Origin of the sequence: Xanthomonas euroxanthea, from assembly GCF_903989455.1 — a bacterium.
In the GTDB taxonomy this organism is placed as follows: Bacteria; Pseudomonadota; Gammaproteobacteria; order Xanthomonadales; family Xanthomonadaceae; genus Xanthomonas; species Xanthomonas euroxanthea.
In genome coordinates this window covers 4,897,368-4,923,218 of record NZ_LR861803.1, presented here as the reverse complement: position 1 = coordinate 4,923,218, position 25,851 = coordinate 4,897,368, and the positions used below count along the sequence as shown (strand labels likewise).

The 25,851-nt window shown below is 66.9% G+C and carries 19 protein-coding genes and 1 other RNA gene; 16 read left to right on the top strand and 4 right to left on the bottom strand.

Annotated features, from left to right (window positions below):
- Positions 1-242: 242 nt before the first annotated feature.
- The 4 genes from rpmH (at position 243) to mnmE (ending at position 4,253) form a co-directional block, all read left to right on the top strand.
- The gene (gene rpmH / locus H7A86_RS20500) at positions 243-383 is read left to right on the top strand and encodes a 50S ribosomal protein L34 (RefSeq protein ID WP_002805908.1); all 141 of its coding nucleotides are present in this window, start codon (positions 243-245) and stop codon (positions 381-383) included.
- A gap of 38 nt (positions 384-421) precedes the next feature.
- A complete protein-coding gene (rnpA, locus tag H7A86_RS20495) occupies positions 422-868 on the top strand; it encodes a ribonuclease P protein component (RefSeq protein WP_119132664.1) in 447 nt (148 codons plus the stop codon).
- Between the two features lie 15 nt (positions 869-883).
- Positions 884-2,605 carry a membrane protein insertase YidC gene (gene yidC / locus H7A86_RS20490; protein WP_104650388.1) on the top strand — a complete coding sequence of 574 codons (1,722 nt, stop codon included), beginning with the start codon at positions 884-886 and terminating at the stop codon, positions 2,603-2,605.
- A 307-nt stretch (positions 2,606-2,912) separates the two neighbouring features.
- Positions 2,913-4,253 carry a tRNA uridine-5-carboxymethylaminomethyl(34) synthesis GTPase MnmE gene (gene mnmE, locus H7A86_RS20485; protein WP_119132663.1) on the top strand — a complete coding sequence of 447 codons (1,341 nt, stop codon included), beginning with the start codon at positions 2,913-2,915 and terminating at the stop codon, positions 4,251-4,253.
- Positions 4,254-4,411: 158 nt separating this feature from the next.
- Here mnmE and H7A86_RS20480 read toward each other — a convergent pair whose 3' ends face one another.
- The gene (locus tag H7A86_RS20480; protein WP_119132662.1) at positions 4,412-5,272 is read right to left on the bottom strand and encodes an acid phosphatase; all 861 of its coding nucleotides are present in this window, start codon (positions 5,270-5,272) and stop codon (positions 4,412-4,414) included.
- A gap of 193 nt (positions 5,273-5,465) precedes the next feature.
- Between H7A86_RS20480 and H7A86_RS20475 the strand changes: the two genes are divergently transcribed.
- On the top strand, positions 5,466-7,766 hold the full coding sequence (locus tag H7A86_RS20475) for a TonB-dependent receptor (protein ID WP_119132661.1): 2,301 nt from the start codon (positions 5,466-5,468) through the stop codon (positions 7,764-7,766).
- Between the two features lie 111 nt (positions 7,767-7,877).
- On the opposite strand, the gene H7A86_RS20470 is transcribed toward H7A86_RS20475, so the two are convergent.
- A non-coding RNA gene (locus tag H7A86_RS20470) (sX9 sRNA) lies at positions 7,878-7,952 on the bottom strand.
- Positions 7,953-8,029: 77 nt separating this feature from the next.
- Between H7A86_RS20470 and H7A86_RS20465 the strand changes: the two genes are divergently transcribed.
- Positions 8,030-9,130, top strand: coding sequence for a glycerophosphodiester phosphodiesterase (locus H7A86_RS20465; protein WP_180707972.1), 1,101 nt, complete (start codon positions 8,030-8,032; stop codon positions 9,128-9,130).
- A 119-nt stretch (positions 9,131-9,249) separates the two neighbouring features.
- Here H7A86_RS20465 and H7A86_RS20460 read toward each other — a convergent pair whose 3' ends face one another.
- Complete coding sequence (locus H7A86_RS20460) at positions 9,250-10,038, bottom strand: rhomboid family intramembrane serine protease (protein WP_119132659.1); 789 nt, start codon at positions 10,036-10,038, stop codon at positions 9,250-9,252.
- Positions 10,039-10,733: 695 nt separating this feature from the next.
- Positions 10,734-11,690 carry a TerC family protein gene (locus tag H7A86_RS20455; protein ID WP_016901852.1) on the bottom strand — a complete coding sequence of 319 codons (957 nt, stop codon included), beginning with the start codon at positions 11,688-11,690 and terminating at the stop codon, positions 10,734-10,736.
- A 261-nt stretch (positions 11,691-11,951) separates the two neighbouring features.
- Here H7A86_RS20455 and H7A86_RS20450 point away from each other — a divergent pair, with 261 nt between their 5' ends.
- The 10 genes from H7A86_RS20450 to H7A86_RS20405 all read left to right on the top strand — a co-directional run bounded on the left by H7A86_RS20450 (position 11,952) and on the right by H7A86_RS20405 (position 25,527).
- The gene (locus tag H7A86_RS20450; RefSeq protein ID WP_119129974.1) at positions 11,952-13,118 is read left to right on the top strand and encodes a class I SAM-dependent rRNA methyltransferase; all 1,167 of its coding nucleotides are present in this window, start codon (positions 11,952-11,954) and stop codon (positions 13,116-13,118) included.
- Positions 13,119-13,149: 31 nt separating this feature from the next.
- Positions 13,150-13,467, top strand: a complete 318-nt coding sequence (locus H7A86_RS20445) for a hypothetical protein (protein WP_104585914.1) — start codon at positions 13,150-13,152, stop codon at positions 13,465-13,467.
- A gap of 736 nt (positions 13,468-14,203) precedes the next feature.
- Positions 14,204-14,791: an RNA polymerase sigma factor gene (locus tag H7A86_RS20440; RefSeq protein ID WP_119132658.1), complete on the top strand. Its 588-nt coding sequence runs from the start codon at positions 14,204-14,206 to the stop codon at positions 14,789-14,791.
- Positions 14,792-14,793: 2 nt separating this feature from the next.
- On the top strand, positions 14,794-15,762 hold the full coding sequence (locus H7A86_RS20435) for a FecR family protein (protein ID WP_119132657.1): 969 nt from the start codon (positions 14,794-14,796) through the stop codon (positions 15,760-15,762).
- 156 nt (positions 15,763-15,918) lie between these two features.
- Entirely contained in the window at positions 15,919-18,681 is a 2,763-nt protein-coding gene (locus H7A86_RS20430; protein ID WP_197944242.1) for a TonB-dependent receptor, read from the top strand.
- Positions 18,682-18,692: 11 nt separating this feature from the next.
- Entirely contained in the window at positions 18,693-20,819 is a 2,127-nt protein-coding gene (locus tag H7A86_RS20425; RefSeq protein ID WP_232099143.1) for an acylase, read from the top strand.
- 82 nt (positions 20,820-20,901) lie between these two features.
- Positions 20,902-21,378 carry a hypothetical protein gene (locus H7A86_RS20420; protein WP_119132654.1) on the top strand — a complete coding sequence of 159 codons (477 nt, stop codon included), beginning with the start codon at positions 20,902-20,904 and terminating at the stop codon, positions 21,376-21,378.
- 116 nt (positions 21,379-21,494) lie between these two features.
- The gene (locus H7A86_RS20415) at positions 21,495-22,751 is read left to right on the top strand and encodes a dipeptidase (RefSeq protein ID WP_119132653.1); all 1,257 of its coding nucleotides are present in this window, start codon (positions 21,495-21,497) and stop codon (positions 22,749-22,751) included.
- Between the two features lie 270 nt (positions 22,752-23,021).
- The gene (locus tag H7A86_RS20410) at positions 23,022-24,332 is read left to right on the top strand and encodes an MFS transporter (RefSeq protein WP_166767564.1); all 1,311 of its coding nucleotides are present in this window, start codon (positions 23,022-23,024) and stop codon (positions 24,330-24,332) included.
- A gap of 25 nt (positions 24,333-24,357) precedes the next feature.
- The gene (locus tag H7A86_RS20405; protein ID WP_119132651.1) at positions 24,358-25,527 is read left to right on the top strand and encodes a glycerate kinase; all 1,170 of its coding nucleotides are present in this window, start codon (positions 24,358-24,360) and stop codon (positions 25,525-25,527) included.
- Positions 25,528-25,851: the final 324 nt, after the last annotated feature.

The following is a 25,851-nucleotide window of genomic DNA, read 5'->3' as shown; positions in this document are numbered from 1 at the left end:
CAAAGTATGATCATCTGTTGCTGGCTGCGGCGCGCAGAAAAGCGCCGTGCTCGCAGCCCGGTAGTGAAAAGAGGATGGGCCAGACTAGCACCGAGGGCAGGGTTTTCCCAGACTTATTCACAGGTCCATCCACAGGGCGCCACCGTCGTCACCTCCGGTAAAGCGTGCGGGGAGTTGACCCGGACGCGGGTGGCCCTATAGAATTGCCGGTTCTATTCGTCTCCATTCATGCAGAGGGCCCCATGGCCACCAAGCGTACTTTCCAACCCAGCAACCTCAAGCGAGCACGCGACCATGGCTTCCGCGCACGTATGGCAACCGCCGACGGCCGCAAGATCCTGGCTCGCCGCCGCGCCAAGGGCCGCAAGCGCCTGAGCGCTTGATTGCCGCGCCGCTCACTGCGGCCGAGGCAGTCCCTAACGTGAACGCATCGAACCCGTGCAGGCGATTTCCTCGCTCTGCGCGGGTTCGTACGCGTGCGCAATATACGGTCGTTTTCGATACGGCACGTCGTACCTCGGACCCGTTGCTCAGCTTGCACTGGCGGACCGGCGATACGCCGCCGCGCCTGGGCATGGCGGTGTCGCGCAAGGTCGATACGCGTGCGGTGGGCCGTAACCGGATCAAACGCGTCCTGCGCGATGCCATGCGCCATCTGCTGCCCGAGCTTGCCGGCGGCGACTACGTGATTGTGGCGCGCTCGGCGGCCGCAAAAGCGACCAATCCACAGATTCGCGATGCCTTCGTGCGTCTGCTGCGCCGTGCTGGCGCATTGCCCCTGCCTGCCGCGCCCGGCACAATGCCGCCCGCCAGGACGGTGCACCCATCCTCCCTTTCCCCGACAGAGCCGGAACCCAGTTCCGACTGAGCGAGTTGCTGCCCGATGAACCAGACCCGTGTTTTCCTGATTTTTGCCTGGCTGATGGTCGCGGCGTTGCTGTGGATGGAGTGGGGCAAGGACAAGGCGGCCGCCAATGCGCCGGTGGCCGCGGCGACCCAGTCGGTGCCGGCCGCGCGTGACCTGGACGCAGCTGCGACCGCGGCCAATGTGCCGGCGGCACAGGCCATCCCGCAGGCGGGCGCGCCGGGCGCCGTGCCGGCGACCAGTACCACCGCCGCGACGCCGGCCGCTGCCGGCGCTGCGCCGGTGATCACCCTGACCTCGGACGTGCTGCGCCTGAAACTGGACGGCCGCAGCGTGCTCGATGCCGAATTGCTGCAGTTTCCGCAGACCAAGGACGGCACCGCGCCGGTCAGCCTGCTGACCGAAGATGCCGCGCACCCCTACAACGCCACCAGCGGCTGGGCCAGCGAGCATTCGCCAGTTCCTGGCGTGGGCGGCTTCCGCGCCGAACAGCCGGGCACCGCGTTCGCACTGGCCAAGGGCCAGAACACCCTGGTGGTGCCGTTCGTGTGGAATGGCCCCAACGGCGTGTCGATCCGCCGCACCTTCACCCTGGAACGCGGGCGCTACGCGATCTCGATCAAGGACGAGGTCATCAACAACAGTGGCGCGCCGTGGAATGGCTACGTGTTCCGCAAGCTGAGCCGGGTGCCGACCATCCTCAGCCGCGGCATGACCAACCCGGATTCCTTCAGCTTCAACGGAGCGACCTGGTACAGCCCGCAGGAAGGCTACGAGCGTCGCGCGTTCAAGGACTACATGGACGACGGTGGCCTCAATCGCCAGATCACCGGCGGTTGGGTGGCGCTGCTGCAGCACCACTTTTTCACCGCGTGGATTCCGCAGAAGGACCAGGCCTCGCTGTATGTGCTGAACCAGGACGGCCCGCGTGACGTGGCCGAACTGCGTGGCCCGGCCTTCACTGTCGCGCCGGGTCAGACCGCCACCACCGAGGCACGCCTGTGGGTCGGCCCGAAACTGGTCAGCCTGATCGCCAAGGAAGACGTGAAGGGGCTGGACCGCGTGGTCGACTACAGCCGCTTCTCGATCATGGCCATCATCGGCCAGGGCCTGTTCTGGGTGCTGAGCCACCTGCACAGCTTCCTGCATAACTGGGGCTGGGCCATCATCGGGCTGGTGGTGTTGCTGCGCCTGGCGCTGTATCCGCTGTCTGCTGCGCAGTACAAGTCCGGTGCCAAGATGCGCCGCTTCCAGCCGCGCCTGGCGCAGCTGAAGGAGCGCTACGGCGACGATCGCGTCAAGTATCAACAGGCGACGATGGAGCTGTTCAAGAAGGAAAAGATCAACCCGATGGGCGGCTGCCTGCCGCTGCTGATCCAGATGCCGATCTTCTTCGCGCTGTACTGGGTGCTGGTCGAATCGGTGGAACTGCGTCAGGCGCCGTGGCTGGGCTGGATCCAGGACCTGACCGCGCGCGATCCGTACTTCATCCTGCCGCTGCTCAACATCGCCATCATGTGGGCCACGCAGAAGCTCACCCCGACCCCCGGCATGGACCCGATGCAGGCCAAGATGATGCAGTTCATGCCGCTGGTGTTCGGCGTCATGATGGCCTTCATGCCGGCCGGCCTGGTGCTGTACTGGGTGGTCAACGGCGGCCTGGGTCTGCTGATCCAGTGGTGGATGATCCGCCAGCACGGCGAGAAGCCGAGCAAGATCATCCAGGCCAACGCCAAGTAAGCAGTTGCACAGAGCCCGCCGCAAGGCGGGCTTTCTGTATGTGCGCCCGGATGGCGTTTTTTAGCTATGCCACGGATGCTGTCGTGATGTCATCGCTGTTGCATCGCTTGCGATGCACCTCGTTGCGCCAGCGTGTTGGCGTGGCCGGCTATCGCAAGCAGCGTGCAGGCAACACTGGATCGGTGTCTTGAAGATCGATCCATCGTGCGCAAGGCTTACGGCATCTCCGTGAAATGCAGCCATACCGCCGCCACGCGCGCAGGCGCATGCAAGCCACGTCTTTGACCACACGCCTTACCATCTGCCTATGTCTTCTTCGCCATCGACCATTGTTGCCATCGCCAGCGCCGCCGGAACCGGAGGCATCGGCATCGTGCGTCTGTCCGGGCCGCAGGCCGCGCAGATCGCCGCCGAGTTGGGTGTCCCGACTCTGCAACCACGGCAGGCGAGATACGCACGCTTTCGCGATGCGCAGGGCGAAGTGATCGACGATGGCATCGCCTTGTGGTTTCCGGCGCCGCACAGCTTCACTGGCGAAGCGGTGGTTGAGTTGCAGGGCCATGGCAGCCCGGTGCTGCTGCGGCAGCTGGTGAGCCGCTGCATTGCGCTGGGCGCGCGCCAGGCACGCGCGGGCGAGTTCAGCGAACGGGCCTTTCTCAACGGCAAGCTCGATCTGGCGCAGGCCGAGGCGATCGCCGATCTGATCGCCGCCGGCGATCTGCGTGCGGCACGTGCTGCGCGCAGATCGCTGGACGGTGTGTTTTCGCAACGTGTCGATGCGGTCAGCGACGGCCTCACCCGGCTGCGCATCCACGTGGAAGCAGCCATCGACTTTGCCGACGAGCCGCTGGACACGCTGGGCGGGGCGCAGGTGCGCGATGGATTGACCCAGGCTCGCAGCCTGCTCGCGCAGTTGCTGCGCGATGCCGAACGCGGGCGCAAGCTGCGCGACGGCCTGCATGCGGTGCTGATCGGCCCGCCCAACGCCGGCAAGAGTTCCTTGCTCAATGCACTGGCCGGCAGCGAGCGCGCCATCGTCACCGATGTCGCCGGCACCACCCGCGACACCTTGCAGGAAGCCATCCAGCTCGATGGCTTCGACCTGACCCTGGTCGACACCGCCGGCTTGCGCGAGGGTGGCGATGCGATCGAGCGCGAGGGCATGCGTCGCGCTCGTGTCGAACTGCAGCGCGCCGATCTGGCGCTGGTGGTGCTGGATGCACGCGACCCGCAGGCCGCACGCGATGCGCTCGGCGATGCCATCGATGCGGTGCCGCGTCAGCTGTGGATCCACAACAAATGCGATCTGCTGGCCGAACCCGCAGCGCTCGATCGCGACGCGATCGCAGTATCGGCAGTGACCGGGCAGGGACTGGAGCAGTTGCACGCCCGGTTGCGCGAACTCGCGCTGGGCGATGGAATGGAAAGCGTGGAAGGTGAATTCTCCGCACGCACGCGGCATGTCGACGCACTGCGTCGTGCCGAACAGCACGCAGATGCGGCGGATCTAGAGCTGGGTTTCGAACAACTCGAACTGGCCGCCGAAGAACTGCGTCTGGCACAGGAAGCCCTCGGCGAGATCACCGGCAAGCTGAGCGCCGACGAGTTGCTGGGCAAGATCTTTTCGAGTTTTTGTATCGGCAAATAAACCACTTACTTGCCGCGACGTATGAAGAGCCGATGCAGATGCTCGCTGTCGGTGTTCTGATCTGCGGACCGTAGCGGTGACAGGCGCAAAGCGCGAGTGGCAGGGTCACTTGCTGTGATATCGAAACCCAGAACCCGCGCCCGCGCCGCAGAAACAAATCACATCACCCCAGGCAGCACGGTCTGCAGTGCGGCGTTCTCCGCCGCGCAGGCTGGCGATTCCGCCAGCGCTACCGGCTGCTTCGCACGTGCCTTGGCGATCTCGCGACGTGCGGCGGTGAGATCCTTCTGGAACTCGGCATTGTCGTGCAACGCGGCGACGGTGGCGGCGCCCATGATGCGGCCCTGCAGGACATCGCTCTGCCAGTGCACGTTGCAGACCAGGCGGCTGTCGCCGAAGGCGCGGCCGCGGGCGAGCAGGGCATCGCGTTGTGCGGGGGCCAGCTCGGCCAGGATCAGGCCCCAGCTCCAGCCGATGGCAGTGTGGCCGGAGGGATAGGAGCCGTTCTTGCGCAGTGCCGCGTCGTCGTCGGGCGTGCACATCGGTTGGTCGTTGCGCATGAACGGGCGCGGGCGTTGGTAGCGCGCCTTCGCTGCGCTGGTGCTGGTACTGGCATCGCGCATGCTGCGCTCCAGCAGGCGCAGCAGGTGCGGGGTGTGGGCCTGGTCGATCTGGATGCCGAGCGCGCAGCTGAAGTGGGTGGCGGCTGCGGGAAACCCCAGCGCGGCGTCCCGTGTGGCCAGGTCCCAGCGCGGTGTGCCGCGCAGGGCGAGCATGGACGTGGCGATGGCCTGATCGTTGGCGAGCGCGGCGCTGCCGTCCTGCGGCGGCGGCGGTACCAGGCGCAGGCTGTCGGGCACGTGTGTCTTTTCCAGGTAGCCATGTGCATCGGTGGCGATCACCGAGCCTGTCGCGGCGACGTTATCCCGCGCGCTGGCGATACCGCATCCCCAGGCCAACACGGCGATGGCGGCGCCGGTCAGCGTCCGGGAACAAGCACGGGCAGTGCGATGGGACATGGACCAACCCTCGGACAACACAGATGGATCAGGTCGCAGATTACGACGCGCAGATGACATCTGCATGCAAGCGCGGCGCAGCGCTTGCGCGGGATGCGCTGCGACTGTCGCGGCACTGTCACCTGGCCGTCGCATCGACGCAAGACAGCTGTCGCACGCTTGCCGTCATCTTTTGACTCGTTCCCTGCCGCCCATGCCCAAGATCCATCTCTTAAGTGCCGCTGTCCTCACCGCGCTCGTGCTGTCGCCGGCCGCCCATGCTGCCGACCCCGACGTGACTGCCGACACCGGCACGACCGTGCAGCAACTCGATGCGGTCTCGGTGATCGGCCAGGGCGAAACGCGTCAGGTGCAGCGCATCACCCAGCAGGACATCCCGGTGTTGCCGCCGGGTACCAGCATCCAGAAGCTGCTCAACCGCATGCCGGGCGTGAACGTGCAATCCAACGATGCCTTCGGTGCCAACGAGGAGTCGCAGACGATCAGCCTGCGCGGCTTCAACGGCACGCGCCTGGGCTATACGCTCGACGGCCTGCCGCTGGGCGACAACGCCTACGGCAACTACAACGGCCTCAACATCAGCCGCGCCCTGATTGCGGAAAACTTCGGCGGCGTGGAGCTGGCCTCGGGCATCGGTGCGCTGGGCACTGCATCCACCAGCAACCTGGGCGGCACCATCCAGTACTACTCTGCCGATCCGTCCAGCGTGTTCGGCGGGCAGCTGTCGCAGACGGTGGGCTCGGACGCCAATCGCCGCACCTTCCTGCGTGTGGACACCGGCGACTACAACGGCTTTTCGGCCTATCTGTCCGGCATCAATGCCGATGCCGACATGTGGACGCGCCCGGACTCGCCGACCACCACGCGGCAGTTCAATGCCAAGGGCGTGTACCAGTTCGACGGCGGCAAGCTGACCGCATTTGCCGATACCTCGCGCACCTCGCAGGCGGACTATGCGTATCTGTCCAAGAGCGGCATGGCGCGTGGCCTGGGCTGGGACTGGAATCTGTACGCACCGGACTGGAACCGCGCGTTGGCCGCGGCGTACTGCGCACCGGCCACGCGCAATGCGGCGCGCTGCGGTTTCAGCGGCGGCGTGGACAATGTCGATGATGCCTACTACCAGAGCCGCGCCTTGCGCGACGACGATCTGTTCTACGTGGCCGGCGACTTCCAGCCCAACGATGCGATCAGCCTGCACACCCAGGTCTATCACCACGAAAACAAGGGGCAGGGCCACTGGTGGTCGCCGGGCCAGGCATCCAATCCGGGGACGCCGCAGGCGCTGCCGATCTCGATCCGCAGCACCAACTACTGGATCAACCGCACCGGCGGCATCGCGTCGCTCGGCTGGAACCTGGGCGCGCATCACCTCGAAGCCGGGCTGTGGTACGAGCGCAATCACCACGATGTGGAGCGCAATTTCTACTGGATCGACGGGCCGGTCAGCGACGACAAGTTCCTGCAGGATCCGGATCGCCGGCTGTTCTCGCAGAACTACATCATCACCACGCGGCAGTTCTACGTGCAGGGCAACTTCAAGTTCCTCGACGAGCGCCTGAGCGTGGATCTGGGCATCAAGAGTCCGAGTACCGAAATGACCGCGCGCGAGACGCCGGGGCTGGCGGTGGAAGCACCGGTGGCGACCGGCTCGATCAAGGCCAGCGAGTCGGTGCTGCCGCAGGTCGGCCTGGGCTATCGCATCGCCGACGGGCAGGAGGTGTTTGCCTCGTACGCGGAAAACATCGCCGCGTTCCAGGGCGGCGGTGCCGGTGGTCCGTTGCTGGTGACGCAGGCCTCGTTCGATGCCAGCGTCGGCGCGCTGGAGCCGGAAAAGTCGCGCACCGTGGAGGCCGGTTATCGCTTCGTGCGTGACCGCTTCGAAGCCTCGCTGGTCGGCTACGACGTCACCTTCGACAACCGCCTGCTCTCGCTCAATCCCTGCGCCAGCATCCAGCAGGGCACCACGCCGGCCTGCACCACACGCTTCTTCAACGTGGGTTCGGTGAGCAGCCGTGGTGGCGAACTGACGGTGATCTGGAAGCCGACCAGCTACCTGCAGTGGTACAACTCGGCCTCGATCAACCGTTCGACCTACGACGACAACTATGTGCAGAACGGGGTGACCATTCCGACCGCCGGCAAGACCACGGTGGATACGCCCAAGCGCATGTTCGCCAGCGAAATCGCGTTCAACTACGCCAACTGGAACATCAACCTGCGCGGCAAGTACACCGGCCAGCGCTACTACACCTACACCAACGATCAGGGCTTTGGCGGCTACACCTCGTTCGACGTGGGCGCCGGCTACGACTTCGGCCAGGCCGGCGTGCTGCAGGGGCTCAAGCTCTCGCTCAACGTCACCAACCTCACCGACAAGCGGTACGCGTCCAATCTCACCGCGTTCGCCAACAGCGATCCGACTGGCCGCCAGCTGGCGTTCCATGCCAGCGCGCCGCGGCAGGTGTTTTTGACGCTGGATGCGAAGTTCTGAGGACGGGACTGGAGAGTCGGGATTGGGCATTGGGGATTGGGGATTGGTAAGAGCGGGTCTTGTGGCTGCTGACTGATTTCCGGTGGCGATCGACGTGGATGGTTTTAGAGTGGCTGGCAACACCTAGCGAGTGATTGTCGGGCGGGTGCGGGCGATGCGGAGGAAGCGGGATGTACGGTCGTGCATCCCGCCTCGATCATCGGCCAAGCTCGCTTGGCGATGACGCGGTGGTGTTGATGGCTGCTTTTTCATTGGAGAAAGGCATGATGCAGTTCCACCGTATCTGGCTGTTGGGGGCGATGATGGTCGGTATGAGCGGGCCCGCGTTGGCAGAGGCGCCGTTGGCGAAGACGGTGCAGATCTTTGCGCACCGTGGCGCCAGCGCACTGCGCCCGGAACACACCTTGGCCGCGTATGCCAAAGCGATTGTCGATGGCGCCGATTTTGTCGAGCCGGACCTGGTGTCCACCAGGGATGGCGTGCTGGTGGCGCGCCATGAGAACGAGATCGGCGGTACGACCGACGTGGCCAGTCACCCGGAGTTCGCTGCGCGCAAGACCCGCAAGACCATCGATGGCCAGGCGATGGAAGGCTGGTTCACCGAGGATTTCACCCTGGCCGAATTGAAGACGCTGCGTGCGCGCGAGCGTCTGCCGCAGTTGCGCGGCACGCGCTGGGATGGGCAGTTTCAGATCGTCACCTTCGACGAGATCATCGATTTTGTCGCAGCCGAATCGGCGGCAACCGGGCGCAGCATCGGGCTGATTCCGGAGATCAAGCACCCGAGCTATTTCAGCCGGCTGCATCTGGCGATGGAAGACAAGGTGCTGGCGAGCCTGCGTGCGCATGCCTACACGCAGACCGCGCCGGTGGTGATCCAGTCGTTCGAGACCGGCAACCTGCGTTATTTGCGCGGCAAGATCGGGCGCAGTAGCAACATTCGCCTGCTGCAGTTGCTGGCCGGCGCGCAGATGGCGTTGCCCGATGCGGGCGTGGGCAGCGCGCCGCGGACCTACGGGCAGATGATCACGCCCGAGGGGTTGACGCAGGTCGCCAGCTACGCCGATGCGATCGGCCCGGACATCCGCAGCATCATTCCGCTGGATGCGCAGCAACGCCTGGGCACGCCGACCAGCCTGGTGCACGATGCGCATGCGGCAGGATTGCAGGTGCAGCCGTATACGTTCCGCCCGGAGAACTACTTCTTGGCTGCCGAAAACCGCAGCAGCGGCGCGGTGACCGAGCGTAACGACGCCGGTGCACTGGCCGAGCTCAAGACCTATCTGGACGCCGGCATCGATGCCTTCTTCGCCGACGATCCGGGCCTGGCACGGCGTGCGTTGCAGGGGCAAGCATCGCGCTAGGCAGCGCCTTTGTAGGAGCGTGCCTGCGCGCGATGGGGCGGTCCCGGTAATGCCCTGTCGCGCGCAGGCACGCTCCTACGGGAAACAGGGGCCGTTTGGGTCGTTGCTCCATGCAGGCACTAGCTGCCCGGTGGGCGCTCGCGCGGTGGGAAGTGCAGCACCACGTTGTGCGAGCCGTCTTCCTGGCGCTGCCACAGCACCGGTACCTGGCGCGGCGGTGGCGGTTCCAGCACGTCGTGCTCGCCATTGCTTACTTCCCACGCAGCGTCCTCGTCTTCGTCCTCCCAGCTGTAGCGCGGCCTGGCCTGTTGCGGGTCGCGCAGGCGCAGCAGCAACGCGGCGATCAGGCCGGCCACCGCGCCGCCCAGATGCGATTGCCAGGACACGCCGGCTTCGTGCGGCAGGATGGTCAGCAACATTCCGCCATAGAACAGGAAGGCGATCATGCTGGTGGCGATCGCCGGGCGGTCGCGGCGCAGCAGGCCCAGCACGAACACCAGGAACATCAACCCGTGGGTGACGCCGCTGGCGCCCAGATGCCGGCTGCCGGGCTCGCCCAGCAACCACGCGCCCAGGCCCGAGCCCAGCCACAACAACGGCAGCGCCAGGGCGGTGGCACGCGGATACACGCTGCCGGCCAGCGTGCCCAGGATCAGTAGCGCGGCGGCATTGGCGCCCAGATGCGCGAGCGAGCCATGCAGCAGCGGTGCGGTGAGGATGCCGAGCAGGCCGTCTGCCTGCAGCGGTGCCACCGCCCAGGCGCGCCAGTCGAACATGCTCTGGGCGGTGAACACCGCCACCAGCAGCAGCACGGCGGCCAGGCTGAAGTTGAAGGCACGCAATACCCGGGAACGATCCAGGCGGTCTTGCGCGGTGGCGTCGGCGGCGGTAACAGGAGGCGGTGTCATACCTTCACGGATGGCGTCGCGCGGATTTTTTACAAGCTATCCGCCTCGGGATAAGCAGGCCCGACGACGGGATAATCCAGCCCCGCCGCCGAACATTGGCGCAGCGGCCGCACGGCACCATGCAGGTGACCGGGGCGCGACACGAACATGCGCGGCATCGCTCCCTCGCCAGTTCGGCCCGGAACGCCCCCAGCGAGTGGGAGCCTGAATCCGGGCGGCCTTGAGAGGGGATTGAACGGAGTGGATGCCTCGGTCGTAGGGCGGACGATCTGCGGCTTGGCTGCACGGCCCTTGCCCGCCCACCATCGCGGGACACGCCGTGAATCCGTCCATGGAGGCTCTTACGCGGCATCCATGCCGCGTAAGGTCCCGCGACGGTGGGCAGGCAAGGTCCCGTCGAGTTGGTCGGTGCGCTTGGTTGTGAGCAGTGCATGCAGCGCGGCCGTTCCCGAATCCCAATTGCAGACTCCGGACTCCCAGCCCGTCAATGCGGGGGCCGGCTTGGGTGGCCGCACCAAACTCAGCAGATGGTGACGACCAGGATCTCGGGTAGCCAGGCTCTGGCGCGGCATCCATGCCGCTCATGGGCCCGTGACGGTGAGCGCAAGGACCTGTCGAGATGGTCGGTGCGCTTGGATGCCAGCAACACACGCGGCGCTACCGCTCCCGATTCCCGAATCCCGAATCCCAGCCCCTCAGTGCCTGGCCGGCTTGGGCGGCCGCAGCAGGCTCAGCACGATGGTGAAGACCAGGATCACGATCACCACTGCCAGCGAGACCAGCACCGGGATCTTGTACAGATCGATGATCATCATCTTGGTGCCGATGAACACCAGGATCACTGCCAGCCCATACGGCAGCAGGTGGAAGCGGTCGGCCATGCCGGCCAGCAGGAAGAACATCGCGCGCAGGCCCAGCACCGCGAACACGTTGGAGGTCAGCACGATGAACGGGTCGGTGGTGATCGCAAAGATCGCCGGGATGCTGTCCACCGCAAAGATCACGTCGATCACCGCAATCAGGATCAGCACCACGAACAGCGGGGTGAACCAGCGCTTGCCGTCCTTGATCACGCTCAGCGCATGGCCGTGGTATTGCGGGCTCAGGCGCAGATGCCCGCGCATCCAGCGCAGCACCGGGTTGGCTTCCAGATCCGGCTCCTTGCCGGCGGAGAACCACATCTTGATGCCGGTCAGCAGCAGGAACGCGCCGAACACATACAGCAGCCAATGGAACTTGGTCAGCAGCACCGAGCCGGCAAAGATCATGATCGCGCGCAGCACGATCGCGCCCAGCACGCCGATGATCAGCACGCGCTGGCGCTGTTCCTCGGGCACGCCGAAGTAAGTCATCACCATCAGGAACACGAAGATGTTGTCGACCGCCAGCGATTTCTCGACCAGGTAACCGGTCAGGAACTCCAGCCCGATGCGGTCGGCTGCCGCGTCGCCCATGCTGCCCTGCAGGTACCACCACAGGCCGGCGTTGAAGGCCAGCGCCAGCAGCACCCAGCCGATGCTCCACCAGGTGGCTTCCTTGAAGGTGACCTTGTGGGCACCGCCGTGGCGCATCAGCACCAGATCGACCAATAGCGCCACGATCACCACGATCGCGAAGCCGCCCCATAACCAGACATTGCCAATGGTTTGCATAAAAGAATCCCGATAGTGAAACGACCTGGACAGCCGGTGGGCTGAGGCCTTGTGACACGGAAATCGTGGATTCCGGGTGACGGACCTTCGCCTGCGCGGCGAAGGTCTCGCTCACAACCGGCCGGGCCGGTTGCCGTTGCACCGGAGCCTGGCTGGCAGGACTCGTCATGACGGCGACAACGCTGGGAGCTACTCCCCTTCTGCGCCTGATTCTGCGTGCCGGAGGGCAGGCACGTCAATCCAGCCGGATACAATGGGCGGATGAATACTCCAGTCCCCGTCGTCCGACTCAAGAATGCCTGGCGCTCCAGCCACCCGTGGATCTTCCAGAAGCTGGTGGAAAAGCCCGCCGCCAAGCCCAAACCCGGCACCATCGTCGATGTGGTCGGCGTGGACGGGGAGTGGGTCGGCCGCGGCTTCTACAACGGCCACTCGCGCATCGCCGTGCGCATCCTGGAAACCGACCAGTCGGTGCCGGTGGATGCGGGCTGGTTCTCGCGCAAGATCGCCGCGGCAGTGAGCCTGCGCCGCGACTGGCTCAAGCTCGACGCGGTGTCCGATGCCTGGCGCGTGGTGCACAGCGAAGGCGACGGCCTGTCCGGCCTGGTGGTGGACCGCTATGGCGACCTGGTGGTGGTGGAGTTCTTCGCCGCCGGCATGTTCCGCCACCGCGAGTGGATCTACGAGGCGCTGCGCGCGCAGTTCCCGGGCTGCCGCTTCCACAGCTTTGCCGACGAACACGTGCAGAAGCAGGAAAGCTTCGATTTCCACGGCAATACCACCACCGAAGCATCGGTGATCACCGAGTACGGCATCAGGTTCCGCGCCGACCCGGCCGGTGCGCACAAGACCGGCTTCTTCGCCGACCAGCGCGAGAACCGCCAGTGGCTGAGCGAGCAGGTCGAGGGCAAGAGCGTGCTGGACCTGTGCTGCAACACCGGCGGCTTTGCGGTGTATGCGGCCGCGCGCGGTGCGTCCGAGGTGCTGGGCGTGGACATCGACGAGGACGTGATCGCCATCGCCAAGGGCAACGCCAAGCTCAACAACGTGCGGCCCAAGTTCGTGCAGGCCGACATCTTCCCGTGGCTGCGCGATGCGTCCAATCGCGGCGAGCAGTTCGATGTGGTGATCCTGGACCCGGCCAAGATGACCCGCGACCGCGAGCAGGTGATCCCGGCGCTGAAGAAGTACCTGGACATGAACAAGCTCGCGCTGGGCGTGGTCAAGCCCGGCGGCCTGTTCGCCACCTTCTCGTGCACCGGGCTGGTGGCCGAGCAGGAGTTTCTGGACATGCTGCGGCGCGCCTCGTATTTCTCCGGGCGCACCATCCAGATCCTGAAGGTGGCCGGTGCCGGTCCGGACCATCCGTTCATGGCGCACGTGCAGGAATCGCGCTACCTGAAGGCTGTTTTCTGCCGCGTGATCTAGCGCGGCGACCAATCCGTGGAGCGGCCAGTCGATGACACCGGACGATGAGGAACGCAAGGCGCTGACCCGGTTGCTGCGCGAGATCGAGCGGCCCCACGCCAGCCTGCTGGCCAGCAACTGGCCGGTGTTCGGCGTGTGGCTGCTGTTTTCCGGGGCCTTCATGTATCTGTTCCAGACCGGCAGCGGCTCGCCGTTGCATCCGTTGACGCTGGCGCTGGGCTCGACCTGTCTGGGCGTGTTCGGTGCCTGGATCGTGTTGCGCTCGGTGTGGGCGCGGCAGTGGCTGCACCTGCGCGAGCACGTCGACGTGGAGAGCGTGCGCGCGCGCCTGGCCGAACTGGGCGACTGAACACGACGCGCAGCACCACTGCGCGCCGATCGGCGCGTGCGATGGATTGCGCGCAGGCCACATCGAATCCCTCGCATGCTACGTGCGGTCAACTGCAAACGCCCGATCGCTTCTGCAAGCCGCTCGAAGAACCGCCTGACGCAGGCCATCTTCGGCCTGCGCGTATCGGGCCCATCCGCCGATGACCTGCGGCTGGTTGCAGCGGCAACCGATCACCAACCCACCGGCCCTGCGGTGATGTCCGGCACCGCCTGGCGCGGATCGGCCCCGAAACCGGACTTTGTCACGGTCTCCGGATCGACATCGCCACAGCACGCCCGGCCCCATAAACACCTTACTGGCTAGCGCATCGGCGCCGCTCGTCGCGCCCGGATGCCACACGCCCAGACCGCCAGGTACTGCAGTGCCGTGCACGGCGCCGCCCATCACCGTGGGGTTGCCATTCGCGTTGCCATTGGCGTTGCGGCGCGCCCGTGTGCGCGGCGCGCCTGCATAACCCAAGGCAGTCAGGTCATTGCCAACGGCCATTTCGTGGGCCGCATCCGACCGGACATTGTCGATGTCCGGCGCGCGCTGCGCGGGTAGTGCCATCGCAGCGGGCCACCCGTCGGAGGGCATGGCGGAGTTGCGCCGCTGGCGCATCGTGACTTCAAGAGCAGGTCCTTCGCTCGAACCCCCGGAGAACGCAATGACTTCCTCACTTCGACGTGCGGGCACGTCAGCGGCCGCGTCCTAGATGCCGGCCATCGATTCCCAGCGCGCCGCCTGGCTGGCGACGCAGGTCCTGCCGCACGAGCCGGCGCTGCGGCGCTGGCTGCGCAAGCATGCCCCCGGCAACGTCGATTGCGACGACGTCATCCAGGAGACCTACGCCATCCTGGCCGGGCTGGGCGAGGTGGGTCATATCGCCAATCCGCGCGCCTATCTGTTCACCGCTGCGCAGTCGGTGCTGCTGCAGCAGGTGCGCCGCGCCAGGATCGTGTCGATCGAGAGCGTGGCGGAAATCGAGCGCCTGGACATCACAAAGGACGAGCGCTCACCCGAGCGCCACGCCATTGCCGGTCAGGAGCTGCGCCGCATCGGCGAAGCGCTGGCGGCACTGCCGGACAAATGCCGCCAGGTGTTTCTGCTGCGCAAGGTCGACGGCCTGTCGCAGCGCGAGATCGCCGCGCGGCTCGGAATCAGCGAGAACACCGTGGAAAAACACATCGTGAAGGGATTGCGTCTGCTGATGGCACGCATGGGCCGCACGCCCGCATCGGCACCGGCCGCGGGCCACGCCGCGCCGGCCACGCGCCTGGCCGATCCGCAGCGCGGCAGCTGAGCATGCGCAGCATCGACGACATTGCCGCCGCCTGGGTGGGACGCGAGGACCGCGACCGGCTCACGCCGGCCGAGCGCGTGCAGCGCGACCGCTGGCTGGCCGAAGACGTGCGCCATCGCGGCGCCTATGCACGTGCGCACGCGGTGCATCTGCATTTCGATCGTGCGCGCGCGCTGGGGCAGGGCTTTGCCGCGGAAGCGACGTATTCGCGGCGCACGCACCGACGCGGCAGGTGGCTGGCCGCACTTGCCGCCTGCGTGGTCGCTGCGGCTACCGGCATGCTGGCATTGCAGCCCGCCGTCCCCGACACCGGCGCGCCCGGCAGCGGCCATCACCTCACCCGCATCGGCGAGGTGTTGCGCCTGCCGTTGGCAGACGGCTCGGCGGTGACGCTGAATTCCGGCTCGGAAGTGGTGGTGGAATTCAGCGCCGACCGTCGCCAGATCCAGTTGCTGCGTGGCGAGGCCTTGTTCGATGTGGCCAAGGACCGTCATCGCCCGTTCGTGGTGATGGCGGCCGGCGCGGAAGTGCGCGCGGTCGGCACCAGTTTCAGCGTGCGTCGGCGGCAGGACGATGCGGTCAAGGTCGTCGTGCGCGAAGGCACCGTCGACGTGGAGGCCGACCGGCGCGCACCGCAGCGGGTGGCCGCCAATATGCTGGCCATGGTCAGCCCGACGCGGGCGGTGCAGGTGCAGCCGCTGCCAGCGCGGCGCGTGCAGCAGTTGCTGGTCTGGCGCGAGGGAATGATCGCCTTCGACGGCGACACCTTGGCGCAGGCCGCGGCCGAATTCGCCCGCTACAACGACATGCGCATCCTGATCGACGACCCCGCGGTGGCGCGGCGCACCGTGGTCGGCCTGTATTCGGCCAACGATCCGGAAGGCTTCGCACGCTCCGTTGCGCTGAGCATGGGCCTGCAGATCGAACACACCCGTGGCGGCATCCACTTGCGCGGCGCACTCGCGCAGTGAGGTGCACCGCTGCACGTCACCACCCGCGATGTCGATGGCGGAAAAGCGGCGGCCACGCATCCAACAGACAGGGGGCCACACAGCAACGGTGACGACGACCGGACAGCGGCGCACGCGCGCCAGCGGAGAGCAGTGATGCAGGCAGCAAGCAGGCGTTTGAGCAAGGCCATCGGCACGGCCGTGGCGATGATGGCAGCGGGAGCGGCCTTGGCAGCCTCGCCGCAGGGGCGCACGTTCTCGCTCCCCGAGAGCAATGCGGTGGTGGCGTTGCCGGAATTTGCGCGGCAGGCCGGCGTGCAGATCGTGGCACCCGGCGAATACCTGCAGCAGGTACGCACGCCGGCGGTGCAGGGCACGCTGGAATCGCGCGTGGCATTGCGGCAGTTGCTGGCCGGCACCGGATTGAGCGTGGTTCAAGACGATGGCGAACGCATCACGCTGGCCTCGGCGCAGCCGATGACGGCCGCGTTGCACGGATATCCCGCCGTGGGCTACGCACAGGTGGACGCATCCGTACCGACGCCACCAGCCGCTGCACCGCCAGCCGATGCCGCAGTCGGCAACCTGGATGCGGTGGTGGTCACCGGCGCACGCGGCGTGCAGCGCACCGTCACCGAAAGCCCCACCCCGATCGATGTGATCGGCGCGGCGGAATTGGAAAAGACCGGTCGCCCGGGCCTGCTGGCGGCACTCAACGATCTGGTGCCCTCGTTTAATGCACCGGCCAAATCCGGCAACGGCACCTCGTATGTGATCGCCACCGGCGGGCTGCGCGGGCTCAATCCGGATCACACTCTGGTGCTGGTCAACGGCAAGCGCCGCCACCGCACCGCCAGCATCAACATCGCCGGCATCGTCGGGCGCGGTTCGGTGCCGGTGGACATGAGCCTGATCCCGGTCTCGGCGGTGGACCACATCGAGGTACTGCGCGACGGCGCCGCCGCGCAGTACGGCTCGGACGCAATCGCCGGCGTCATCAACATCCTGCTCAAGTCCGATGCCGAGGGCGGCAAGGCCGACGTGCTGTGGGGCCAGAACATCGACCGCGCCGATGGCGACAGCAGCAGTGCCAGCATCGGCAAGGGGCTGGCGCTGGGCAGCGACGGCTTCGTCTATCTGGCCGCCGACGCCAGGTACCAGCAGACCTCCAATCGCTCAGTGCCGGTGGCCGACGACTACCGGCTGTACTATCCGGTCAACGGCCAGCCGGACCCGCGCGAGGCCACCGCCAACCGCCTGATCACGCGCAACTTCGGCCAGCCCTGGCAGAAGGGCGCCAACCTGTCCTACAACGCCGAACTGGGCCTGGGCGGCGAGCTGCGTGGGTATTCCTACGCCACCTACAGCCGCCGCCTGAGCGACCTGGAATGGTCGTTCCGCAATCCCAACGCCAACAACACCCTGCAGGAGATCTATCCGGACGGGTACAGCCCGCGCCTGCGCATCGACGAGACCGATTACGAGTTCACCGCCGGCATCAAGGGCCTGTGGGGCCAATGGGATTGGGACCTGGCCACCAGCTACGGCAGCAACGCCTCCGAACGCGACGGCCTGCACACGCTCAACGCCAGCCTGGGGCCGACCAGCCCCACCGCGTTCTATCTCGGCCAGCTGACCTCCACCGACTGGACCACCAGCCTGGACATCACCCGCGGCCTGCAACTGGCCGAGCACCCGCTGCAGGTGTCGCTGGGTGTGCAGCATCGCTACGAAAAATACGAGATCCAGGCCGGCGAGCAGGCGGCCTATGCGGCCGGCAGCTACGTGTTCCCGGCCGGGCATCCGCGTGCCGGGCAGGCGCCGCCGCCCGGCGCGCAGGGCGCGATCACCTTCCAGCCCGACGAAGCCGGCAGCCTGGATCGCAACAGCGGCGCGGCCTATGTCGACCTGACCTGGGACGTGGCCGACAGCGTGTCGCTGGGCCTGGCCGGCCGCTACGAGCGCTTCGACGATTCGGCCGGCGACACCGCGGTGGGCAAGTTCACCGCGCGCTGGGCCATCACCCCGACCTTCGCGCTGCGTGGCGCGGCCAGCACCGGCTTCCGTGCGCCGGCCCTGGCGCAGGCCCTGTACGCGGCCACCAACAGCAGCTGGCGCACGCTGGACAACGGCGACCGCGAGCTGTTCCTGGCCAAGACGCTGCCGGTGGATTCCCCCGCCGCGCTGGCACTGGGGGCCGAACCGCTGAAGCCGGAAGAATCCACCAATGCCAGCATCGGCTTCACCTACAACCCCACGCGCGCACTCAGCCTCACCGTGGATGCCTACCGCATCGATCTGGACGACCGCATCGGCATGACCGGCTACATCACCGGTGCGGCGATCACCGACCTGCTCACCCGCGCCGGCGTGTCCGGCGTCGACAGCGCGCAGTACTTCACCAACGCCATCGACACCCGCACTGAAGGCGTGGACGTGGTGGCGACCTGGCGCATGGAGGCCGGCGACTGGGGCCGGGTCAACTGGAACCTGGGCTACAACTACAACACCACCGAGATCACCCGCATCGCCGACAACCCGTCCGCACTGGACTCGCTGGGCGCCGGCTACGAACTGTTCGACCGTGCCTCGCGCGGCTACCTGTCGCGCACCCCGCGCAGCAAGCTGCTGCTGGGCGGCAATTGGGTGATCGGCGACTTCGCGCTCAACGTGCGCGTCAACCGCTTCGGCAGCTTCGACGTGCTGGAAAACAACCCGGCCAACGACGAACACGTGCCGGCCAAATGGATCACCGATCTGGAAGCGTCCTACGCACTGTCAGGGCGCATCACCTGGACGCTCGGCGCCAACAACCTGTTCAACCAGTACCCGAACAACATCGGTGCGGTCGCCAGCACCGGCAGCGGTTTCTATGTGACCAGCGTGCCGTACGGCTTCACCGGCGGGTCCTACTACACCAAGTTGACCTACACCTTTTGAGGAGTGACCCAGTGCCGCGACTTTCTTCGATGCGGGCGCATGCGCGCAGCGCTTCCATCTGCGCAGGGCTGTTGATCGCATTGTTCTGCGCCCCGCAGGCGGCCGGCGCCGGCAAGGACAGCGGCGAGATCCTGTGGGACCGCTACGGCGTGCCGCATGTCTATGCCAGGACCGAAGCGGGCACTTTCTACGGTTTCGGTTGGGCACAGACCCATAGCCATGGCAATCTGCTGCTGCATCTGTATGGCGAAGCGCGCGGCCGCGCCGCCGAATACTGGGGCGAGAAGTACGCCGAACAGGATCGCTGGCTGGTCAGCAACGCTGTCTACCCACGCGCGCAGCAGTGGTACCGGCAGCAGGCCCCGGGCTTTCGTGCCGACCTGGACGCCTTCGCGCAAGGCATCAACGCCTACGCGGCCGCACACCCGGAGGCCCTGGACGCCAACGTCAAGGTGGTGCTGCCGATCACCGGCGTGGACGTGGTGGCGCACGCGCACCGGCTGATGAATTACGTCTACATCGCCTCGCCGGCCAAGGTGATGGGCGAGCCGCCCAAGGACGGCCAGGCCCGCGATGGGTCCAATGCCTGGGCGCTGATGCCGAGCAAGACCCGCGACGGCCATGCCATGCTGCTGGCCAACCCACACCTGCCCTGGGGCAGCGGGTTTTTCACCTATTACGAAGCGCATCTCAACGGACCGGGCGTGGATCTGTACGGCGCCACCCAGGTCGGCCTGCCGATCCTGCGTTTCGGCTTCAACAAGCAACTGGGTTTCACCAATACGGTGAACACGCTGCTGGGCCAGACCACCTACAAACTCACGCTGTCGGGCGATGGCTATCTGCTGGACGGCAAGGTGCTGCCGTTCAAGCGGGAGACCAGAACGCTGAAGATCCGTCAGGCCGATGGCGCGCTGAAAACCCAGACGCTGGAAGTGCGGCAGTCGGTGCACGGCCCGGTGTTCGAACGCTACGACGGCAGCACCGTGGCGCTGCGCGTGGCTGGCCTGGATCGCCCCGACATGCTCAAGCAGTACTGGGACATGGGCAAGGCGCAGGACTTTGCGCAGTTCCAGCGCGCGCTCAAGCAGCTGCAGGTGCCGATGTTCAACATCGTCTATGCCGACAACGCCGGCAACGTGCTGTTCCTGGACAACGGCATCCTGCCCAGGCATGCGCAAGGCGATTTGAAGTACTGGAGCGGCCTGGTGCCCGGCGATACCGCGTCCACGCTATGGAGCGATGTGCACAGCTACGACGAGCTGCCCAAGGTGATCAATCCGGCCGGCGGTTTCGTGCAGAACACCAACGACCCGCCGTGGCTGGCGAGCTGGCCGCGGGTGCTGGACCCAAGCGCATTTCCGGCCTATGTCGCCCCGACCGGGCCGATGTCGTTGCGCGCGCAGAACTCGGTGAAGATGCTGGCCGAGCACGACAGCATCGACTTCGACCAGCTGGTGGCGCTCAAGCGCACCGCACAGGCGCTGGCTGCCGATCGCACGTTGCCGCAGCTGTACGCCGCAGCCGCAGACAGCACCGATCCGGACATTGTCGCTGCGGTCAACGTGCTCAAGGCCTGGGACCGCCACTTCGAAGCCGACAGCCGTGGCGCGTTGCTGTTCGAGGAATGGGCGCGCCTGTTCACCGGCGATGCGCGCTACCTCTCGCAGGCCGGTTATGCCACGCCGTGGTCGCTGGACGCGCCGCTGACCACACCCAGCGGCCTGAAAGACCCGGCGCTGGCGCTGCGCCAACTCAAGCAGGCCGTCGCCAGCACCAAGAAGACCTACGGCGCCATCGACCGGCCGTACGGTGAGGTGTCGCGCTTCCACCTGGGCGCTGTCGATGTGCCGGGCCGCGGCGGTTTCGGCAATCTCGGCGCGTTCGACGTGATCACCTGGAACCCGCCCAATGCCGATGGCCAACGCCTGCCGCAGCACGGCGAAACCTGGGTCTCGCTGGTGGAGTTTTCCACGCCGCTCAAGGCCAAGGGCCTGATGAGCTACGGCAATGCCAGCCAGCCTGGTTCGGCACACATCAGCGACCAGCTGCCACTGCTGTCCAAGGGCGAGTTCCGCACCTTGTGGACCACCCGCGAGCAGGTCGAACAGCACCTGGAATCGCGCACCGACTTCTGATGCCCAGCTCCCGACGATCGCCCGACGCCAAGCAGCTACCCGACAGCACCGCCCACTATCCCAGCATCCAAGGACACCGCCCATGCACACCTTTCTGACCGCCGCCTTGTTCGCCGTCTCGGCGTTGACTGCCACGTTCGCCGCATCGGCGGCCGATCCGCACGACGGCGCCTGGACCCTGGTGGAATCCAAATCCAACTGGAGCGACGGCAAATTTCCCAAGGGCATGCGGCTGACCATCAACGTGCAGTTCTCCGACAACCGCATCGAATACCACTCCATCAACACCACCCGCCCGGACACGCCGTACAAGGTCGATTACGTCACCACGCTGGACGGCAAACCCAGCCCGCTCAACGAGCAGGCGCGCTTCAACCAGATCGCGGTGAGCAAGACCGGCGCCGACACCTACCAGATCCTCAAGATGAAGGACGACGACGTGATCGTCGGCGAGTTCTGGACGTTCTCTGCAGATGGCAAGACGCTGATCCGCAATGGGGTGGGCAAGTCGCCGGAAGGCAAATCCAAGGCCTATCACGAGTTCTTCGAACGCAAGTGAGCGCCGGGGCGTGGTCGGCGGCGACGCCCCGGACCACGCAGGCGAACCTCCTGATCGTGCAGCGGCTGAGGCAAGCGCGGCTATGATCGATACACCCCCAACTTCTGCGAGCTGCCATGACCCTGCATCGCCTGTGCACCGCCATCGTGCTGAGTCTGGCCGTGGCCGCACCCAGCCACGCGCTGGAGTTTTCCAAGGCCGAACTGGCGCGCGCCACCGCGCTGCAACAGCGGCTGGTCACGCTGGATTCGCATCTGGACACGCCGGCCAATCTGGAGCGCCCCGACTTCGACGTCCTGCAGGCGCACGCCGGCAACCGGCTGTCGCAGGTGGATTACCCGCGCATGGTCGAAGGCGCACTGGACGGCGGCTTCTGGGCGGTCTACACCGGGCAGGGCAATCGCAGTGCGGCCGCGCACCTGGACGATCGCGATGCCGGCCTGCAGCGGTTGTTGAAGATCCACACGCTGCTGGCCGCGCAACCGCAGCGCTTCGCCTTCGCCACCACGCCGGCCGATGCCGCGCGCATCAAGGCCGCTGGCAAGCGCGTGGTGTACATCAGCATGGAAAATGCCAGCCCGTTGGTGGCCGACCCCACGCTGCTGCGGTTCTATTACGCGCAAGGCCTGCGCCTGATGAGCACCGTGCATTTTCTCAACAACGAATTCGCCGACTCGGCCACCGATCCCAAGGGCCCGGAGTGGAAGGGCCTGAGTCCGGCCGGCAAGCAGCTGGTGCAGCAGGCGCAGGCATTGGGCATCGTGATCGATCAATCGCATGCCTCCGATGCGGTGTTCGACCAATTGATCGCGCTGTCGCCGGTGCCGATCGTGCTCTCGCACAGCGGCGCGCGTGCGGTGTTCGACCATCCGCGCAATATCGACGACGCGCGGCTGAAGGTGCTGGCCGCACACGGCGGGGTGATTCAGGTGAATTCCTATGGCGGCTACCTGGTCGACAGCGGCGCCAGCCCCGAGCGCAAGGCCGCCGAGAAGGCGCTGACCGAGCAATACGGCGGCTGGGAGCACATCAAGATCGCCGACGGCACCGCCCTGAGCGCCGCGCTCAAGGACCTGGATGCGCGCTACCCGATCAAGCGCGCCACCGAGGAGGATTTCTTCGCCCATCTGGAGCATGTGCTCAAGGTGGTCGGGCCCGAGCACGTGGGCATCGGCATGGACTGGGACGGCGGCGGTGGCGTGGTCGGCCTGGAAGACGTCTCCGACCTGCCGCGCATCACCGCCTGGCTGCTGCGCAAGGGCTACACCGAGCCGCAGATCGCCGGCATCTGGGGTGGCAACCTGCTGCGGGTGATGGGGCAGGCGCAGGCGTATGCGGCGGGAAATGGGGAATCGGGAGTGGGGAATCGTTAGAGCAATTGGTGCCGGGATTGGGGAGTCGGGAGTCGGGATTCGCAAAACCGAGGCGGTCCGTCGTGCGTGCGCTCCAAAACCGGCGTATGGCTCGCGTGCCTCCTGGGGAAGCTGGGCATTTGCACAAAAACTAGCGCCGATCTGCCATGGACAGGCAGCAGGCTGACGATGCTTCCGGGAAAAAGCACCAACTAGAATGCGCCGACCCCTGTGTGGCGTCGGTGCCAACGCACCGCGCACCGGTGGGCTTACCCACTGCTGGAGCGTGCGATGACCCAAGCCTCCCGGCCTCTGCCGCCCTCCGACGGCCTGGGCCCGACCTACCGCAGGATCCTGTGGCGGCTGATCCCGTTCCTGTTCGTCTGCTACCTGTTCAATTACCTGGACCGGGTCAATGTCGGCTTCGCCAAGCTGCAGATGCTGGGCGACCTGGGCATGAGCGAGACCGTGTATGGATTGGGCGCGGGCATCTTCTTCATCGGCTACCTGGCCTGCGGGGTGCCGAGCAACCTGATCCTGCAGCGCATCGGGGCGCGCCGCTGGGTGGCGATCATGATGGTCAGCTGGGGCCTGTTGTCGACCTGCCTGATGTTCGTGCGCACGCCGGCCGGCTTCTACACCCTGCGCCTGCTCACCGGCGCGGCCGAGGCCGGCTTCTTCCCCGGCATCGTGCTGTACCTGACGCGCTGGTTCCCGCGCGCCCAGCACGGCCGGGTCATGACCGTCTTCATGTCGGCCATTCCGATCTCCGGGGTGCTGGGCGGGCCGTTGTCGGGCTGGATCCTCAGCCATTTCTCGGCCGGGCAGGGCGGTCTGGCCGGCTGGCAATGGATGTTCCTGCTGCAGGGCCTGCCCACGGTGCTGCTGGGTATCGGGGTGTGGTTCCTGCTCAGCGATGGCGTGCAGCAGGCGCGCTGGCTGGACCCGCAGGAGAAGCAGGCTCTGACCCGCGCGCTGGCCGCCGACGAAGCAGGCAAGCCGGCCGGCGCCTCCACCTCGCTGGGCGCGGTGCTGCGCAACCCGGCGGTGTGGCTGCTGGGCACGGTGTACTTCTGCATCCAGAGCGGGGTGTATGCGATCAACTTCTGGCTGCCGTCGATCATCCAGGGCAGCGGTGTCACCGACCCGACCCGGATCGGCCTGATGAGCGCCATCCCGTACCTGGCCGCAGCGGTGTTCATGGTGCTGATGGGCCGCTCGGCCGACCGCCGCGGCGAGCGCCGCTGGCACCTGGTGATCCCGTTGCTGATGGGCGCGGCGGGGCTGTGCATCGCCGCCAGCGTCACCGACAACCTGGCGCTGGCCCTGTTCGGCATGACCCTGGCCACGATGGGCGCGGTCAGCGGCTTGCCGCTGTTCTGGCCGCTGACCAACGGCTTTCTCACCGCCGCCGCGGCGGCCGGCGGGCTGGCGCTGATCAACTCCACCGGCCAGGTCGCCGGCTTCGTCAGCCCGTACCTGGTGGGCTGGATCAAGGACGCCACCCACAGCACCGAGCTGGCGCTGTACGTGCTGGCCGGGGCCATGCTGCTGGGCGCGGCGCTGGTGCTGCGGGTGCCGGCACGCGCGGTGAACCAGTGATGCGTCCGTCCCAGCGAGTGTGCCCATGAAGATCGTCATCGCCCCCGATTCCTACAAGGAAAGCCTGTCCGCGCTGGAGGTGGCCACCCAGATCGAGGCCGGCTTCCGCGAGGTGTTCCCCGACTGGCAGTACCGCAAGGTGCCGGTTGCCGATGGCGGCGAAGGCACGGTCGACGCCCTGGTGGCGGCCACCGGCGGGCGGGTGATCGCCTGCACGGTCAGCGGCCCGCTCGGCACCCCGGTGCAGGCGTTCTTCGGCCTGACCGGCGACGGCCGCACCGCAGTGATCGAAATGGCCGCCGCCAGCGGCCTGGCGCTGGTGCCGCCGGCCGAGCGCGCGCCGCTGCGCACCAGCACTGCAGGCGTGGGCGAGTTGATCCTGGCCGCGCTGGATGCCGGCGCGCGGCGCTTCATCATCGGCATCGGCGGCAGTGCCACCAACGACGGCGGCGCAGGCCTGGCGCAGGCCCTGGGCGTGCGGTTGCTGGATGCGCGCGGCGAGGCGATCGGCCCCGGCGGCGGCGCGCTGGCGGCGCTGGCCCGCATCGAGACCGACGGCCTGGACGTTCGCCTGCAGGACTGCCACTTCGAAGTGGCCTGCGATGTGGACAACCCACTGATCGGCCCGACCGGTGCCTCGGCGGTGTTCGGCCCGCAGAAGGGCGCCACGCCCAGCATGGTGCGCCAGCTCGACAGCAACCTGCAGCGCTATGCCGATGTGCTGCAACGCGACCTGGGCGTGCGCCTGCACGACCTGCCCGGCGGCGGTGCGGCCGGCGGCCTGGGCGCGGCGCTGGTGGCGTACCTGGGCGCGCAGTTGCGGCCCGGCGTGGACATCGTGGCGCAGGCGCTGGGGCTGGATGCGCTGGTCGCCCAGGCCGATCTGGTCATCACCGGCGAAGGCCGCCTGGACAGCCAGAGCCTGCACGGCAAGACGCCGGTGGGCGTGGCGCGGGTGGCGCAGCGGCACGGCAAGCCGGTGATCGCCATCGCCGGTTGCCTGGGCAACGGCGCCGCGCGGCTGCATGGGCACGGCATCGCTGCGATGTTTGCGGTGGTGCACCGCGCCTGCACGGTGGAGCAGGCGCTGGCCGAAGCCGCCAGCAACGTGCGCATCGCCGCACGCAACGTGGCGGCGACATTGCAGGTGGGGCAGACGATGGCGCGTACGTCGGGGGGCGCTGACCTGCAGTGATGGCCGCACGCAGCTGCCTCGCACGGATCCTGCTGCTGCAGAGCGGCGTGCGTTGCATGGCTGCCGCATGAGGGCATGGCCCACGCAGCGCGGCGCGTCGGCCGAAAGGACAAGGTAACCACGTCGTTGCCTGCAGCCTCGGACGCGCACTGCCGTGCAGGCGGATGAGCGCAGCGTGCCGGTGGCGTGCCCGGTTCACGGCCCGGACGCCGCGCAACCGCAGCATGGCCGCGACGCGCGCTCATCTGCGCGCCTTGGCCTCATGCTTGGCGACGTGCATGCCGACCATGGCACCGCAGCCTCCCTCACCCCGTCAACAGACCC

Excerpts from the sequence above, each read along its gene's own strand:
- H7A86_RS20405 (WP_119132651.1), top strand. The coding sequence starts at position 24,358 with ATGAAGATCGTCATCGCCCCCGATTCCTACAAGGAAAGCCTGTCCGCG.
- H7A86_RS20460 (WP_119132659.1), bottom strand. The coding sequence starts at position 10,038 with ATGACACCGCCTCCTGTTACCGCCGCCGACGCCACCGCGCAAGACCGC.
- H7A86_RS20465 (WP_180707972.1), top strand. The coding sequence starts at position 8,030 with ATGATGCAGTTCCACCGTATCTGGCTGTTGGGGGCGATGATGGTCGGT.
- H7A86_RS20410 (WP_166767564.1), top strand. The coding sequence starts at position 23,022 with ATGACCCAAGCCTCCCGGCCTCTGCCGCCCTCCGACGGCCTGGGCCCG.
- H7A86_RS20415 (WP_119132653.1), top strand. The coding sequence starts at position 21,495 with ATGACCCTGCATCGCCTGTGCACCGCCATCGTGCTGAGTCTGGCCGTG.
- H7A86_RS20455 (WP_016901852.1), bottom strand. The coding sequence starts at position 11,690 with ATGCAAACCATTGGCAATGTCTGGTTATGGGGCGGCTTCGCGATCGTG.
- H7A86_RS20450 (WP_119129974.1), top strand. The coding sequence starts at position 11,952 with ATGAATACTCCAGTCCCCGTCGTCCGACTCAAGAATGCCTGGCGCTCC.
- H7A86_RS20440 (WP_119132658.1), top strand. The coding sequence starts at position 14,204 with ATGCCGGCCATCGATTCCCAGCGCGCCGCCTGGCTGGCGACGCAGGTC.
- H7A86_RS20435 (WP_119132657.1), top strand. The coding sequence starts at position 14,794 with ATGCGCAGCATCGACGACATTGCCGCCGCCTGGGTGGGACGCGAGGAC.
- H7A86_RS20445 (WP_104585914.1), top strand. The coding sequence starts at position 13,150 with ATGACACCGGACGATGAGGAACGCAAGGCGCTGACCCGGTTGCTGCGC.
- rpmH (WP_002805908.1), top strand. The coding sequence starts at position 243 with ATGGCCACCAAGCGTACTTTCCAACCCAGCAACCTCAAGCGAGCACGC.
- mnmE (WP_119132663.1), top strand. The coding sequence starts at position 2,913 with ATGTCTTCTTCGCCATCGACCATTGTTGCCATCGCCAGCGCCGCCGGA.
- H7A86_RS20420 (WP_119132654.1), top strand. The coding sequence starts at position 20,902 with ATGCACACCTTTCTGACCGCCGCCTTGTTCGCCGTCTCGGCGTTGACT.
- yidC (WP_104650388.1), top strand. The coding sequence starts at position 884 with ATGAACCAGACCCGTGTTTTCCTGATTTTTGCCTGGCTGATGGTCGCG.
- H7A86_RS20475 (WP_119132661.1), top strand. The coding sequence starts at position 5,466 with ATGCCCAAGATCCATCTCTTAAGTGCCGCTGTCCTCACCGCGCTCGTG.
- H7A86_RS20480 (WP_119132662.1), bottom strand. The coding sequence starts at position 5,272 with ATGTCCCATCGCACTGCCCGTGCTTGTTCCCGGACGCTGACCGGCGCC.